12 protein-coding genes, 1 pseudogene and 1 riboswitch are annotated in these 15088 nt (G+C 51.2%); of the genes and pseudogenes, 3 read left to right on the forward strand and 10 right to left on the reverse strand.

All coding sequences use genetic code 11. The features are described from left to right. Nucleotides 1-111: 111 nt before the first annotated feature. Nucleotides 112-963 (reverse strand): glutamate racemase, encoded by an 852-nt coding sequence (gene murI, locus AC07NP_RS13205; RefSeq protein ID WP_192613839.1) that lies wholly within the window; start codon nucleotides 961-963, stop codon nucleotides 112-114. Then, complete coding sequence (btuB, locus tag AC07NP_RS13210) at nucleotides 908-2746, reverse strand: TonB-dependent vitamin B12 receptor BtuB (RefSeq protein ID WP_494660747.1); 1839 nt, start codon at nucleotides 2744-2746, stop codon at nucleotides 908-910. The genes murI and btuB overlap by 56 nt, the downstream gene beginning before the upstream one ends. 65 nt (nucleotides 2747-2811) lie before the next feature. Continuing rightward, a riboswitch (cobalamin riboswitch) is annotated at nucleotides 2812-3006 on the reverse strand. Between the two features lie 114 nt (nucleotides 3007-3120). Between btuB and trmA the strand changes: the two genes are divergently transcribed. Then, nucleotides 3121-4221, forward strand: a complete 1101-nt coding sequence (gene trmA, locus AC07NP_RS13215) for a tRNA (uridine(54)-C5)-methyltransferase TrmA (RefSeq protein ID WP_494660748.1) — start codon at nucleotides 3121-3123, stop codon at nucleotides 4219-4221. 89 nt (nucleotides 4222-4310) lie between these two features. Here the strand turns inward: trmA and AC07NP_RS13220 are convergent, their stop codons facing one another. Both AC07NP_RS13220 and fabR read right to left on the reverse strand, forming a co-directional pair. After that, entirely contained in the window at nucleotides 4311-4670 is a 360-nt protein-coding gene (locus AC07NP_RS13220) for a YijD family membrane protein (protein WP_203359353.1), read from the reverse strand. A gap of 15 nt (nucleotides 4671-4685) precedes the next feature. After that, on the reverse strand, nucleotides 4686-5321 hold the full coding sequence (fabR, locus tag AC07NP_RS13225) for an HTH-type transcriptional repressor FabR (protein ID WP_162380271.1): 636 nt from the start codon (nucleotides 5319-5321) through the stop codon (nucleotides 4686-4688). Nucleotides 5322-5519: 198 nt separating this feature from the next. On the opposite strand from fabR, the gene sthA reads away from it, so the two are divergent. After that, nucleotides 5520-6920, forward strand: a complete 1401-nt coding sequence (sthA, locus tag AC07NP_RS13230) for a Si-specific NAD(P)(+) transhydrogenase (RefSeq protein ID WP_203359354.1) — start codon at nucleotides 5520-5522, stop codon at nucleotides 6918-6920. Here the strand turns inward: sthA and oxyR are convergent. The 6 genes and pseudogenes from oxyR to argC all read right to left on the reverse strand — a co-directional run bounded on the left by oxyR (nucleotide 6903) and on the right by argC (nucleotide 13471). Continuing rightward, nucleotides 6903-7820 (reverse strand): DNA-binding transcriptional regulator OxyR, encoded by a 918-nt coding sequence (gene oxyR, locus AC07NP_RS13235; protein ID WP_192613843.1) that lies wholly within the window; start codon nucleotides 7818-7820, stop codon nucleotides 6903-6905. The genes sthA and oxyR overlap by 18 nt on opposite strands. Before the next feature lie 307 nt (nucleotides 7821-8127). Beyond that, nucleotides 8128-9411, reverse strand: a complete 1284-nt coding sequence (locus AC07NP_RS13240; RefSeq protein ID WP_494660749.1) for an MFS transporter — start codon at nucleotides 9409-9411, stop codon at nucleotides 8128-8130. 212 nt (nucleotides 9412-9623) lie between these two features. Continuing rightward, nucleotides 9624-9719: pseudogene (locus tag AC07NP_RS13245) on the reverse strand (starvation-sensing protein rspA); the annotation flags it as partial. 485 nt (nucleotides 9720-10204) lie between these two features. Beyond that, complete coding sequence (argH, locus tag AC07NP_RS13250) at nucleotides 10205-11578, reverse strand: argininosuccinate lyase (RefSeq protein ID WP_494660750.1); 1374 nt, start codon at nucleotides 11576-11578, stop codon at nucleotides 10205-10207. Nucleotides 11579-11682: 104 nt separating this feature from the next. Continuing rightward, nucleotides 11683-12459 carry an acetylglutamate kinase gene (gene argB / locus AC07NP_RS13255; protein WP_494660751.1) on the reverse strand — a complete coding sequence of 259 codons (777 nt, stop codon included), beginning with the start codon at nucleotides 12457-12459 and terminating at the stop codon, nucleotides 11683-11685. 7 nt (nucleotides 12460-12466) lie between these two features. Beyond that, a complete protein-coding gene (argC, locus tag AC07NP_RS13260) occupies nucleotides 12467-13471 on the reverse strand; it encodes an N-acetyl-gamma-glutamyl-phosphate reductase (RefSeq protein WP_494660752.1) in 1005 nt (334 codons plus the stop codon). A gap of 178 nt (nucleotides 13472-13649) precedes the next feature. Here argC and argE point away from each other — a divergent pair, with 178 nt between their 5' ends. Continuing rightward, the gene (argE, locus tag AC07NP_RS13265; RefSeq protein ID WP_494660753.1) at nucleotides 13650-14801 is read left to right on the forward strand and encodes an acetylornithine deacetylase; all 1152 of its coding nucleotides are present in this window, start codon (nucleotides 13650-13652) and stop codon (nucleotides 14799-14801) included. Nucleotides 14802-15088 lie beyond the last annotated feature (287 nt).

The raw sequence follows: 15088 nt of genomic DNA on the forward strand, positions 1-15088 counted from the left end.
TGCGTGCCGTTGTTCCGTGTCAGTGGAGGCGCATTATAGGGAGTTATTTCAGGCTGACAAGCGGAAATTTAAAATAATTTTCCAAGTGTTTTCTTTTTAAGCAAAACACATTTAAACAGCCAGTTTTTCGAGCGTTTTGAAGCCATAGCGCTGTAAAACGGGTAATAACTGTTCAGTCTCCGGCGTTGCCGCCATGCAAAACGCAACATTCGCATCCGTTGATTTTGCATCTGGCGCTTCATGTTCTAACAGCCAGGCAGTACGACGCGCAATTGCAGCACCGGAATCGACCAGCCGCGTCCCTTCAGGAAGCACCTGTAATAATTCTTCCTGTAATAGAGGGAAATGCGTGCATCCCAATACCACCGTATCCGGCGGCTCTTGCATGCGAAGCCAGGGACGCAGAATGCGTCGCAACTCTTCCAGGGGAACAGGAGCGCCGTGTAACTTGGCTTCAGCCAGTTCTACCAACTCTGCAGAGCCCAACAAGGAGATCTGACATTCATTAGCAAAGCGCGCAATCAGCTCATGGGTATAAGGGCGTTTAACCGTCCCTCGCGTCGCCAGTAGCCCCACCACACCATTCGCCGTCAGTCTCGCTGCCGGTTTAATAGCAGGAACGACCCCTACAACCGGGAAAGCAAACTTTTCACGTAATGCAGGCAGTGAAACCGTACTGGCCGTGTTACAGGCAATCACGGCCAGCGCGAGAGGGTAACGCTGCTGAACTGCAGTGACAATTTCAACAACGCGCTCAACGATAAACTCTTCGCTTTTTTCCCCATAGGGAAAAGCAACGTTATCGAATGCGTATATATAGTGGAGATCCGGCAGGAGATGCCGAATCTCATCATAAACTGACAGCCCACCAACGCCGGAATCAAACACCAGCACGGTGGGACGTGGATCAGAAGGTGTAGCTGCCAGACAAGGTGTATTCCCGTCCTGCAGTTGGGTAGCCATAAACCGTCTCGTAATCTTTGTCGAACAGGTTAGCTATTTTACCACGAACTGTCAGTTGTGAGGTGAGTGGATATGAAACGGCAAGATCCCACAAACTCACGCCACCCATTTTGACATTCTCATAAGTGACAAAGTCAGTATCGTAACGGGTACCTAAATACTGGTACGTCAGGCCCCAGTCAAAATCATGCACCTGCCAGTCAAGTTGGTATTTGACCAGTTGTTTTGAGCGACGAGGCAGAGGTTGGTCGGTAATGGCATTACGGGCATCAACATAATCGTAGCTGAGCGTATGCGCCAACGGTCCCGTATCAAAGTTTGCGGTTGCCTCAACCCCTTTAATACGGACCTCCCCCTCGTTGTAATATTTCTGGGCATGATCGTCATAATCGATCATGTCATCGATATCGTTACGATAACCTGAAATACGCCAGCTAACGCCTGCCGTTAACCCTTCAAACGCGCCTTCCCACTGCTTACTTTCTTCAGGATTAAGATCTGAATTGCCGTAGAAGCCATACAGTTGGCCCAGATTCGGGGCTTTGTAAGAGGTGCCGTAGGAAGCAATAAAACGATAGCCTTCAATAAATTCCCATCCGGCGCTGGTTTGCCAGGTACTATGACGGCCAAACTGGGAATTATCATCACTGCGCACTGCACCTTCAAAGGTGAAGTCACCGAGTTGCTGCAGCCCTGTCAGGTAGAGACCCGTGTTGCGCTGTTCATTACCTTCAGCCACATAACCCGTTCCGGGCGTCGTGGTTTGTTTCTGCCAGTCGATACCTGTCCCCACATTACCGTGACCAACGACGACACTGTTTGACCACTGGACATTATATTGCTTCATATCATCCAGCGTCGCGGAATCATCATAACGACCATATTCAGGGTCGTAGTTATAGTCCTTGCTATGGCTATAACTGGAAACCAGTTGAGATTGAATGCTCTCGCCGTTGAAGCGCAATCCGGCATCCCAGCTCTGGCTATAGAGTTGACGAGTGTCGATCAGCGGTGTGCCTGGCCAGTAGTAAGAGTCATAATTAGTACGGTTATCATAGCCATAGCCACGCACAAACCCGCTCCATGTCTCGGAAAAATTATGCTCCAGCGCACCATAAAGCGTCTTGCTCTGGAAGCCATCCCGATCGGATTGCGGCTGGACGCCTGTACCACCGTAAGCGACAACATCAAAACCACGCGTATAAGCGTAATCTCCCATCAGCGTGACGCGTGTGTTTTCACCAACCTGTTGCTGCGTTGAAATATTATAGTTCTGATAACTGTTCGTTCCCCATCCGGCAGACAACTCTGTGCCTGATTTCTCGCGCGTTGTAATGATGTTTACCACGCCGCCAATTGCATCCGAACCATAAATAGCTGAACGCGGGCCTCGGATGTATTCAATACGCTGAACGAGAGCCACCGGGAACTGGCTGAGATCCGCAGAACCACTAACCCCCGCCAAATTCAAACGGACACCGTCAACCAACACCAGCACATGGCTGGAATTCGTCCCGCGAACAAAAATGGAAGAGAGCTGTCCGGATCCACCGCTTTGAGAAATATCTACCCCAGGCAGACGACGTAGTACATCGTTCACGGAAGTCGATTGCCAGCGATCAATATCCTGACGCGTGACCACAGTCACAGGAGCAAGCACGGCACTGAGGGGTTGTTGAAAACGGTTTGCAGTAACGACCATGGTGTCCGGGTTAACATCCTGCGCCCACCCGGAAAATGCTGTGACGGAGAGCGCCGTCAACAGCGAGGTTTTTTTTATCATTGTAAAGCATCCACAATATAAGAAGGATGCCGCAGGCCCCATCGATAGTACGCGATGATGAAAACCAGATGCGACGTTAGCCGGCAGGTCTTCGGGCTTGGAAGATTATCCATATACAAGATAAAAAGAGATGAAGACTTCCCACCTGACGGCAGTGTCTGCTTACGCATCCATCTCATCATTCCTTACCGCTGCGCGTCAGCCCCAGATTTACACTGGGTTCCCTTTTAACTCACAGGACCGGAGCACGGATGCTACATTCTGCTATAACCTATTGTCCAGGCTGGATATCACAAATCCGTAATCATCAATGACTGGACATCTGATGAGCAATCCCTACAATCCCCGCGTACTTTTATTATTCAGGATGCATCATGACCCCCGAACACCTTCCGACAGAACAGTATGACGCGCAGCTTGCCGAGAAAGTCGTCCGTTTGCAGAGTATGATGGCGCCGTTTTCTGACCTGATGCCGGAAGTGTTTCGCTCGCCGGTCAGTCATTACCGTATGCGTGCCGAATTTCGTTTATGGCATGACGGTGCTGACCTGTACCACATCATGTTTGATCAGCAGACCAAAAACCGCATTCGCGTCGACAGCTTCCCGGCCGCCAGCGAGCTGATTAACCAACTGATGACCGCCATGATTGAAGGCGTTCGTGACAATCACACCCTACGCCACAAGCTGTTCCAGATTGATTACCTCACGACGATGAGCAATCAGGCGGTGGTAACGCTGCTGTACCATAAAAAACTGGATGATGCCTGGCGTACAGAAGCCGAAGCCTTACGGGATGCGTTACGCGCAAAAAATCTGAATGTGCATCTGATTGGTCGGGCGACGAAAACCAAAATTGAGCTGGACCAGGATTTCATTGACGAACGTCTACCGGTTGCCGGGAAAGAGATGATTTACCGCCAGGTAGAGAACAGCTTTACCCAACCCAACGCTGCAATGAACATTCACATGCTGGAATGGGCGCTGGATGCCACCAAAGGATCGGCGGGCGACCTGCTTGAGCTGTACTGCGGTAACGGTAACTTTTCGTTAGCGCTGGCGCGCAATTTTGACCGCGTACTGGCGACGGAAATCGCCAAACCGTCAGTGGCAGCAGCACAGTACAATATTGCTGCGAATCACATTGATAACGTGCAAATTATTCGTATGGCTGCGGAAGAGTTTACCCAGGCGATGAACGGCGTGCGCGAATTCAACCGTCTGCAGGGCATTGATCTGAAGAGTTATCAGTGCGAAACCATTTTTGTCGATCCGCCACGCAGCGGTCTGGACAGTGAAACCGAAAAAATGGTGCAGGCGTATCCGCGTATCCTCTACATCTCCTGTAACCCGGAGACGCTCTGCAAGAACCTGGAAACATTAAGCCAGACGCACAATGTGTCACGCCTGGCGTTGTTCGATCAGTTCCCGTATACGCACCATATGGAGTGCGGGGTCTTGCTGACAGCGAAGTAAAACATGTTGCCGTTGTAGGCCTGATAAGCGTAGCGCCATCCGGCAACATTGCCTGATGGCGGCATAAATGCCTTATCCGGCCTACTGCATTACTCTGCCAATTCCTGCTTACGATTGCGAACCTTAAAGCCAATCCAGAACACCAGAGCCACCGACAGCACCGCCGGGAAGAAGTTGGAGCCGATATCCGGATATTCCGCACGTACCACGGTACTGTAAAGCAGCACACCCAGAATAAAGCAGGCGGCAGCAAGACCTGGTAGCCCTACAGGCATCGTGCGATTTTGATAGCGTTGATGCAGGCAATACACCGCCAGTATCAGCGCAATTAACGGGAAGACAGAAAATGGCACAATGGAGCTAAACAGCGCCGCAAATGTACCATTGATTGACAAGCCAGCGACCAGCGCCAGCAATAACGTACCTTTATCTTGACCTGACTGTTTCATTGCTCATCCTTCACGTTACTCGGAGTGATGTGACATTTTCTCTTGTTCACGGCGATACCAGTAATATGCCCCTTTCGCAATCATGCGCAGTTGCAATACCAGTCGCTCTTCTAATTGCCGACGCTGTTCTGCGCCAACATCCAATGCCTCCGCACCCGCACTGAAGACAATCGTCACCATGGCTTCGGCCTGAGCTTCAGTGAACGCACGTGGCATATGGTTTTCGAGTTCAAGATAGTCCGCAAGTTCCGCGATGAAATGTTGAATTTCACGCGCAACGGCCGCACGAAATGCGGCAGAGGTACCCGAACGTTCACGCAATAATAAACGGAAGGCGTTTGGATTGTTGCCGATGAACTCCATAAATGTGGAGACCGAGGTGCGGATCACACTCCCGCCTTTGGCAATACGCTGACGCGCCTGGCGCATCAGCTGGCGTAGCATTAAACCGCTTTCATCGACCATCGTCAGACCAAGCTCATCCACATCACGGAAATGGCGGTAAAACGAGGTTGGCGCAATGCCCGCTTCCCGCGCAACTTCACGCAGGCTCAGACTGGCGAAACTTCGCTCAGCACTCAGTTGACTGAATGCGGCTTCTACCAGCGAACGCCGGGTTTTTTCTTTTTGTTGCGCTCTAACGCCCATCACGATGTCTGAATCCTTCCGTATGCCTTGTCTGGCACTATACCAGAGATTAAAAGTAACGGGTTTACGCCGGATTGTGAATGATTGTTTACGCGCAGTTTGTGCTTCGACTTCGCAAAAAAGCACAACGATAATTGGGTTATCCCGGCAATAATGTTACTATCCTGTTGCTTTTATGTATAAGAACAGGTAAGCCTTACCATGCCACATTCCTACGATTACGATGCAATAGTAATAGGTTCAGGCCCCGGCGGCGAAGGCGCTGCAATGGGTCTGGTTAAGCTTGGAGCGCGCGTCGCCGTCATTGAGCGCTATCATAACGTTGGCGGCGGTTGTACCCACTGGGGCACCATCCCGTCAAAAGCGCTCCGTCACGCCGTCAGCCGTATCATCGAATTCAATCAGAACCCTCTTTACAGCGACCATTCCCGACTGCTTCGTTCTTCCTTTGCCGATATTCTCAACCATGCCGATAACGTAATAAATCAGCAAACTCGCATGCGGCAGGGTTTTTATGAGCGTAATCACTGCGAAATTTTGCAAGGTAACGCCCATTTTGTTGACGAACACACGCTTGCACTGGAATGCCGTGACGGTACGGTAGAAACGTTGACGGCCGAGAAATTTGTCATCGCTTGCGGTTCTCGTCCGTATCACCCTGGCGATGTCGATTTCTCGCACCCCCGAGTGTATGACAGCGATTCCATTCTCAGCCTGCAACATGAACCGCGCCACGTGCTGATCTATGGCGCGGGGGTCATTGGCTGTGAATACGCCTCAATATTCCGGGGAATGGATGTCAAAGTCGACCTGATCAATACCCGCGATCGTCTGCTGGCATTCCTCGATCAGGAAATGTCCGACTCCCTCTCTTACCACTTCTGGAACAGCGGCGTCGTCATTCGCCACAATGAAGAGTACGAGAAAATCGAAGGGTGTGACGATGGCGTGATCATGCACCTGAAATCCGGCAAAAAACTAAAAGCGGATTGCCTGCTGTACGCCAACGGTCGCACCGGTAACACGGACTCGCTGGCGCTGGAAAATATTGGTCTGGAAACGGACAGCCGCGGTCAGTTGAAAGTCAACAGCATGTACCAAACGGCTTTACCGCACGTGTATGCCGTGGGCGATGTGATAGGTTACCCGAGTCTTGCCTCTGCAGCTTACGATCAGGGACGTATCGCAGCACACGCGCTGGTCAAAGGTGAAGCCACCGCCCATCTTATCGAAGATATCCCCACCGGGATTTACACCATTCCGGAAATCAGCTCTGTCGGTAAAACCGAACAGCAGCTGACAGCGATGAAAGTGCCATATGAAGTAGGACGTGCCCAGTTTAAACATCTGGCGCGGGCGCAAATCGTTGGGATGAATGTCGGAACGCTGAAAATCCTGTTCCATCGTGAAACCAAAGAAATTCTGGGAATCCATTGCTTTGGCGAGCGTGCGGCAGAAATTATTCACATTGGCCAGGCGATCATGGAACAAAAAGGTGGTGGTAACACGATCGAGTACTTCGTTAACACCACCTTTAACTACCCGACCATGGCGGAAGCCTACCGGGTAGCGGCGTTAAATGGTTTAAACCGCCTGTTTTAACGCGTTGTCAAAATGGCCATCCATCGAACCACGGATGGCCTCCGCCAACTGCTCATAACGGCTGCGCAGCGGTGATCCTGGACGATAAACCAACCCAACCGTACGACGCGGTTCAGGCTTAATACAAGGCAGATAAACCACGCCATCACGCTTACGTTCCCGCGGAACCGCCAGCGCAGGCAACAGGGTAATCCCGCTTCCTGCCGCTACCATATTGCGTAATGTTTCCAGACTGGTCGCCCGGAAATGGGTATCTTCATCCGCACCGGCTTCAAAACAGAAGCCCATCGCCTGGTCGCGCAGACAGTGGCCATCTTCCAGCATCAGCAGCTTTTCACCCGCCAGATCGGACATCGGCACGCGATCGCGGTTCGCCCACGGGTGATCTTCATAGATCGCCAGCATCATCGGTTCATCAAACAGCGGGACTTCGATAAACGCCTCGCTCTCCTTCACCAACGCCAGAATAACGCAGTCGAGTTTGCCGCTATCCAGTTGCGCTAACAACTGATGCGTCTGCGCCTCATGCAAATACATTTCTAACTTCGGGAAGGTCTGATGCAGCATGGGAATAATATGCGGCAGCAAATAAGGGCCAACCGTTGGGATCAAACCAATATGTAGCGGCCCAGACATTGTCTCGCCTTGCTGGCTTGCCATTTCCTTGAGCACTTTGACCTCACGCAGTACGGTACGCGCCTGATCCACCAGCAGCAAACCTGCCTGAGTGAACAGAACTTTACGACTCGTACGCTCCAGTAGCATCACGCCCAGCTCATCTTCCAGCTTGCGGATCTGCCCGCTCAGCGTCGGTTGGCTAACGTGACAGGAATCCGCCGCCCGCCGGAAGTGACGATGTTCGGCTAATGCCACCAGGTATTCAAGATCACGAATATTCATTATTCATCCTCCGTCGCCACGATAGTTCATGGCGATAGGTAGCATAGCAACGAACGATTATCCCTATCAAGCTTTCTGACTAATAATACATCACAGAAACGGAGCGGTACCTCTTTAACCCCTTGAAGCCACTGCCCGTTCAGAGAGTTTCTCTCATACTCGACATAACGAAAGCCAACGTGAACTTTTGCGGACCCCGTGGTCCGCTTTTTTTTTGCATAAACATTACCACTGCCGTCAATTACGACCTGCTGTAAGCAGGAAAGCCCCCGATAAAGGGGGCCTGAGAAGCATTAAATAGCGATCTTCACTCAATGCGATCCTTCACAATGAAGAAATAGCAAACCGCCCCGGTAAACGTAACGCAGGCCGCGATCACCAGTGCAAGATTAAAGGAATGGGTCGTATCCACCACCCACCCCGTAACGACGGGAGCAAAAGAGGCAAAAATGAAGCTACCAAAATTTTGAATCGCAGCCACCGAGGCCACTTTTGTTTCAGACACCATAACCTGAACCAGTCCCCAGGCCGACGTGCCAGCAAAATGTACGCAGAATAGCGCCATTGAAATAAAGGCGACAGCCTGCGCAGGCGTAGAAGATTGAACAACCAGCAGAGTCCCCAGCGCTGACATTATCAGACCTACAACAATTGCCGTTTTACGCGTTTTCGTAAGGTCATATCCATGTTTAGCTAATCGGTCTACGGCAATCCCGTTTACCCACATTCCCACCGCAGCAGCAAGAAAAGGGATGGCTGCCACCCAGCCCGTCTTCGCTAAACTAAATCCTTGCTCTGCCTGTAAATACCCCGGCAACCAGGCAATATAGAGCCAGCCTGTATAGTTGACGCCTGAGAATCCAAGAATCATCCCCCAGGTGGTACGGTGCCTGAAAAGCGCCAGCCATTCTCTAAAATGCAGTTTAGGTCGAGGCTTAGCAGGTACAGACAGCCAGGCCCGCTCAACATCCATCAAAACGAACTGCGCACGATTGCGATACCAGGCATACCAGCAGAGGCCAACCAAAATCCCCGCGACACCAATAATGACGAACATGGTTCTCCACCCCCATGCAATTTGCATAAGAACCAGTGCAGGAGGTGCAATAGCCTGGCCGATAACCGTGGAGGAGTTAAAAATTCCTAGCGCAGTCCCTCGCTCTTTTTGCGCATACCAGTCCGTAATGGATTTCACACCCGCAGGCATAAAAGGGGCTTCACCGATGCCAAGACCAATACGCATGATGATAAAATGGCTAAATGAGTTAACCATGCCGGTTAATACTTGCATTAACGACCAGAAAATTAAGCCAGCACCCAATACAATTCTTGGACCAAAGCGATCGAGCAAAATGCCCGAGGGAAGCTGTGAAAACCCATAAGAAAGTGAAAATGCAGAAAGTAGCACACCAAATTCTGTAGCCGATAATCCCAACTCACCACGAATAGCTTCACCTGCTACGCTCAGAGAAGAGCGATCTAAGAAATTAACTATTCCAGCCATGAATAATAAAACTAATGTTACCGTCTGGATATTGTTAATTCGTTTTGGTTTATTTTTAATTGCATCAACTGATACTTCAACATCCATTTTTAGTTCCTCCGGGCGGATTAATAAATGCAATTACTATTTTGAATATGATTTACACACTGAACCAATAACAATAGTGAGGATGAGGAGGTTGTTATTCGTTGTGTTTTAAAGAATTACCCATTCCATAGCGTACCGTCTTCCAGACGTGCTACCGGTAAACATGTGGGCTTATGCGGGGGTTTTGCTGCTCTCTTTTCGCCAAATGAGAGACCTGGCCCAACGCCTCCATCATCAGTCGTCATATTGAGCGTGATAAAATTACGCCCCGGACAAGTCATAAAAACTTCAGCGCCTACAATTTTCATTGTTTATTTCCTGAAATGTAAATAAGCACTTAAAATGCTATGCTTTTAACCTACTACCATACAAGATTAAAAAATTGAAAACAGAAGACTGATCACATAAAAAATGACCTATCCGATAATAGAAATAATAGTAAGTGAATCTCTAACCCTATTCTAAGTAATCATTAAAATAACACGTTACAGGTTTTCGTTATTACCAACAAGCCATCACCAATAGACACCACTTAATACTGCCGCAACAATAAAATTCATAACTCCCTTTATTAAAACACTTTAAGTTTGATAATTCATACGGCAATAAAAGAGATGAAAAACCATTAGCAGATGAAGTAATAAAGAAAGGGTGATGACATGCCAAATAATGATTTAATTATCTAATCTGATGGTGGATGGTTAAGATTGAGGAGTATCGTGAATGGCAGAGATTTCAGATATGACAGAAAACTCACACTCTCCCGTATTCCGGAGAGTGTGAGTAGAAATCGTTAACTCAGGCGCGCTTTCGCGTAGTCGATCGCCTGAGCAACCTGCTGCGGCGAAACGCCTCCTTTTGCCGCCCGTTTATCCAGACAGGATTGCAGCGACAGGATCGGATAGACATCATCGCCAATCACCGCACTGAACTTCTGCAAATCATTCAGCGACAACGCTTCCAGCGGCTTACCCTGACGAATCGCTTCGACCACCGTTTCGCCCACAATATGATGCGCTTCACGGAACGGTACGCCTTTGGCGACCAGATAATCCGCCAGTTCCGTCGCGTTGGCATAACCCTGCTGCGCTGCTTCCTGGCAGCGAGGACGCTTCACCTGAATGCCATCCAGCACCAGCGCCGCCATATGCAGACAATCCAGCCAGGTGTCGAGCGCGTCGAACAGCCCCTCTTTGTCTTCCTGCATATCTTTGTTATACGCCAGTGGCAGACCTTTCAGCGTCATCATCATGCCGGTCAGTGCGCCCTGCACACGGCCACATTTGCCGCGGATCAGTTCCAGCGCATCCGGGTTTTTCTTCTGCGGCATCAGAGAAGAGCCGGAAGTCACGCGATCGGAAAGCTCAACAAAGCCCGCTTCGCCGGTATTAAAGAAAATCAGATCTTCTGCGAAGCGTGACAGGTGGACCATCCCGATAGATGCGTCGGACAGCAGTTCAAGGACATGGTCACGATCGGAAACGCTGTCCAGGCTATTACGGGTTGCCGATGCAAAGCCCAGCCAACCGGCCAGCTGTTCACGGTCAATCTCATAAGCAGTACCCGCCAGCGCGCCGCAACCTAATGGGCTGACGTCCAGACGCTTAAGCGCATCCTGCAAGCGGCTCTCATCGCGGGCCAGCATTTCAACGTAAGCCAGGCACCAGTGGGCAAACGTGACTGGCTGCGCGCGTTGAAGATGGGTATAACCCGGCATCACCGCGTCCTGGTTATTTTGCGCGGTTTCCACCAGCGCACTTTGCAGTTGACGGGTAGCGTTCAGCAGCTCCGCGACGGTATCTTTGCACCACAGCTTCAGATCGGTCGCGACCTGATCGTTGCGGCTACGTCCGGTATGCAGCTTTTTGCCTAACTGGCCGACCTTGTCGATAAGCTTACCTTCGACCCAGCTATGAATATCTTCGGCATCGCTTTGCAGGATCTGCTGCGGGTCAAGACGTACCTCTTCCAGCAAATTGTTCAGTGCTTCTTCAAGCTGCAACTGCTCGTCTGCGGTCAACACGCCAACGGTTACCAGCGCTTTGGACCAGGCCACAGAGCCGACGATATCCTGCTCCGCCAGGCGATAGTCGAAGCGCAAAGAGTCGTTGAACTGTTTGAACCGTTGATCCGCTGCCTGTGTAAAACGCCCACCCCAAAGTGCCATAACAAATTTCCTTAATAATCAAATTTTTGCCCGGTGGCACTGCGCTTACCGGGCCTACAAGCCCACGTAGGCCGGATAAGCGAAGCGCCATCCGGCACAGAATCTTACGCCAGAATACGCGTACCGATAGGCGTACCATTAAACAGCGCCGGGAGTTGTTCCGCATGACGCCAGGAGGCGATATCCACCGGACGGCCCAGCGTACGCGCCGCATCCAGAGCCGCATTTACCTTCACAATCATGCCATCAGTAATGATGCCCTGTTCAATCAGTTGTTCCGCTTTGTCGGCGGTCATCTCGGCAATACGCTGGCCTTTCCCGTCGAGAATTCCGCTCACATCGGAGAGCAGAATGAGATCCGCACCGAGCGTTGCCGCCAGCGCTGTCGCCGCCTGATCGGCGTTGACGTTCATCAACTCGCCTTCTTCGGTCACACCGATTGAGCTAACCACCGGCAGAAAACCACTTTCCAGCAGGGTGTTAATCAGCACAGGCGAACCCGGCTGCGCCAGTCCAACATGGCCTAACGCTTCGTCGAGCTGAGTCACTTTTACGCTGTCACCGTCGCCAAGATAAAGACCCACAGAGGCAATATGATGTTTCTTCGCCCACGCCAGCAGGGTTTTGTTTGCCGTCCCCGCCAGCGCACCGGTAATGATGTCGATCTGGTCGGCAGGCGTCACACGCAGGCCGTTTTTCTTTTTCACCGGCAGGTTGAGCCCTTTCATCAGCTCATCCACCACACAGCCGCCGCCATGCACAATGACCAGCGGACGCTGATGCGACTCACGATAGTTCACCAGCGCGGTAAACAGACGCTCCAGCGCCTCTTCGCTATCAAGTAATACGCCGCCCAGCTTGATAATCAATGGATTCATCATTGCACCCTTAAATAAGAGACTGCGTTTCGGCAAAGCCAAAACGAATGTTAGCGCACTGCATGGCCTGCGCCGCTGCGCCTTTCAATAAGTTGTCTTCGGTTGCCACAACAATCAGGTGCTCGCCCTGTACTGCGAATCCGATATCGCAGAACGGTAACCCAACCACGTTTTTCAGCGCCGGAACGCCTTTGTCATACAGACGTACCAGCGGTTTATCGCCATACGCCTGCTGCAATACCTTCCCTACCTGAGCCTGCGTGACACCCGGTTTCAGGCGGCAGGTAATGGTTTCCAGAATGCCCCGTGGGAAGTTACCCAGATGCGGCGTGAAGATCACGTCTGCCCCCAGATGCGTTGCGATTTCCGGCTGATGGCGGTGAGTAAACACGCCGTACGGTTGCAGGCTCACTTCGCAGAAGCTATTCGAGATTGCAGCCTTGCGCCCGGCTCCGCTCACGCCACTGGTGGCGTTGATCACCGGCCACTGGGAGAGTTCCAGCAGATCGGCATCAATCAGTGGTTTCAGCGAAAGCTGCGCTGCCGTGGGATAACACCCCGGTACGGCAATCAGGTTTGCCTCTTTCAGTTTATCGGCGTTCCACTCAGCCAGACCGTACACCGCCTGCTCCAGCAGTTCAGGGTGCTGATGCGTAAAACCATAATATGTCTCGTAGAAGGCGCCATCATTAACGCGGAACGCACCGGAGAGGTCGAACACCACACAGCCTGCCGCCAGAAATTGCGGCGCGAGATCGTGGCTCACCTCATGGGCAGTGGCGAGGAACACCACATCCACCCCTGCGCTAAACTCGCTAATATCAGACATCGGCTGCAACGCCAAATCGACAATGCCCTTTAACTGCGGATGTAAATCAGAGATTAATTTTCCTGCATCATTGCTTTGCGCTGAGACGGTCAAAGCGGTTATGGTCATATCAGGATGGCGATTTACATAGGTCACAAGCTCTGCGCCAGCGTAACCACTGGCACCCACAATCAGCGTATTCAACATCGGGGCTGTTCACCTTCTTACGTCTATGTGATCGGGAAGACGGGAATCTTCCTCACCGGGTTAAGGTTTTTCACCTCACCTTACACTTGGTGGGTTTTATTACGCTTAACGTTATTGTATTTTTATTCACAAATACTGCATGAATATTGATACTATCATGACCTAAGGTGTGTCAACAATGAAAAACGATTTACCGCCATTTATCGAGATTTACCGCGCTCTGATTGCCACACCATCGATTAGCGCAACCGAAGAATCACTGGATCAAAGCAATGCGTCTTTAATCACTCTGCTGGCTGAATGGTTTAAGGATTTGGGCTTTCAGGTTGACGTTCAGCCCGTCCCCGGAACCCGTCATAAATTCAATATGCTCGCAAGTATTGGACAAGGTGCGGGTGGTCTGTTGCTGGCCGGGCATACCGACACCGTACCGTTTGATGATGGACGCTGGACGCGCGACCCTTTCACGCTGACCGAACACGACAATAAGCTCTACGGTCTGGGCACGGCTGACATGAAAGGTTTCTTCGCGTTTATTCTCGACGCCCTGCGCGACGTGGATGTGACAAAGCTGAAGAAACCGCTCTACATTCTGGCGACCGCCGATGAAGAAACCAGCATGGCGGGCGCACGCTATTTTGCAGAGACCTCCTCTCTGCGCCCGGACTGCGCGATTATTGGCGAACCAACATCGCTGCAACCGATACGCGCCCACAAAGGCCATATTTCAAACGCGGTACGTATTCTGGGTCAGTCGGGACACTCCAGCGATCCGGCGCGTGGCGTTAATGCGATTGAACTGATGCATGACGCTATTGGCCACATCATGCAACTGCGCGACGACCTGAAAGAACGTTATCACTACGAAGCGTTTACCGTCCCGTACCCGACGTTAAATCTGGGTCATATTCATGGCGGTGATGCGGCGAACCGCATCTGCGCCTGTTGTGAACTGCATATGGATATCCGCCCGCTGCCGGGCATGACGCTGAATGATCTTAACGGCCTGCTCAATGATGCCCTGGCGCCAGTGAGCGAACGCTGGCCGGGTCGCCTGACGGTGTCAGAATTGCACCCGCCCATCCCAGGCTATGAGTGTCCGCCCAATCATCAACTGGTTGAAGTGGTCGAAAAGCTGCTGGGGACGAAAACGGACGTGGTGAACTACTGCACCGAAGCGCCGTTTATCCAGACGCTATGCCCAACGCTGGTGCTCGGACCGGGTTCCATTAACCAGGCCCATCAGCCGGATGAATATCTGGAAACACGCTTCATTAAGCCAACCCGTGAATTAATCACTCAAGTGATACATCACTTCTGCTGGCACTAACGATCCCTCGCCTCGCCCATCCGAAGGGAATACGCGAGGCGATATTTTTACATTTTCATAAGCAATACTTATCTGATTCTTGCTGAATTAAATAACGTAAATTGCCGCCATTTATTCGTTTGCTGAACCGATTTCGCAGCAATTGACGTCACGTCTTTTACGTGGCTTTATAAAAGACGACAAAGAACAATGTCCGAAAGATTCCATATTGCAGCAAGGCCGCGCACCAGCACATCTCAGGGAACTGACATAAGCCAGTGACCCCGATGGGCGAGCGCAGCCAACAC

Source organism: Citrobacter sp. GW821-FHT07H02 (assembly GCF_059418505.1).

What these genes read in the sequence shown, in the direction of transcription:
- murI (WP_192613839.1), bottom strand. Translation starts at nt 963, where the DNA reads ATGGCTACCCAACTGCAGGACGGGAATACACCTTGTCTGGCAGCTACA.
- btuB (WP_494660747.1), bottom strand. Translation starts at nt 2,746, where the DNA reads ATGATAAAAAAAACCTCGCTGTTGACGGCGCTCTCCGTCACAGCATTT.
- trmA (WP_494660748.1), top strand. Translation starts at nt 3,121, where the DNA reads ATGACCCCCGAACACCTTCCGACAGAACAGTATGACGCGCAGCTTGCC.
- AC07NP_RS13220 (WP_203359353.1), bottom strand. Translation starts at nt 4,670, where the DNA reads ATGAAACAGTCAGGTCAAGATAAAGGTACGTTATTGCTGGCGCTGGTC.
- sthA (WP_203359354.1), top strand. Translation starts at nt 5,520, where the DNA reads ATGCCACATTCCTACGATTACGATGCAATAGTAATAGGTTCAGGCCCC.
- oxyR (WP_192613843.1), bottom strand. Translation starts at nt 7,820, where the DNA reads ATGAATATTCGTGATCTTGAATACCTGGTGGCATTAGCCGAACATCGT.
- AC07NP_RS13240 (WP_494660749.1), bottom strand. Translation starts at nt 9,411, where the DNA reads ATGGATGTTGAAGTATCAGTTGATGCAATTAAAAATAAACCAAAACGA.
- argH (WP_494660750.1), bottom strand. Translation starts at nt 11,578, where the DNA reads ATGGCACTTTGGGGTGGGCGTTTTACACAGGCAGCGGATCAACGGTTC.
- argB (WP_494660751.1), bottom strand. Translation starts at nt 12,459, where the DNA reads ATGATGAATCCATTGATTATCAAGCTGGGCGGCGTATTACTTGATAGC.
- argC (WP_494660752.1), bottom strand. Translation starts at nt 13,471, where the DNA reads ATGTTGAATACGCTGATTGTGGGTGCCAGTGGTTACGCTGGCGCAGAG.
- argE (WP_494660753.1), top strand. Translation starts at nt 13,650, where the DNA reads ATGAAAAACGATTTACCGCCATTTATCGAGATTTACCGCGCTCTGATT.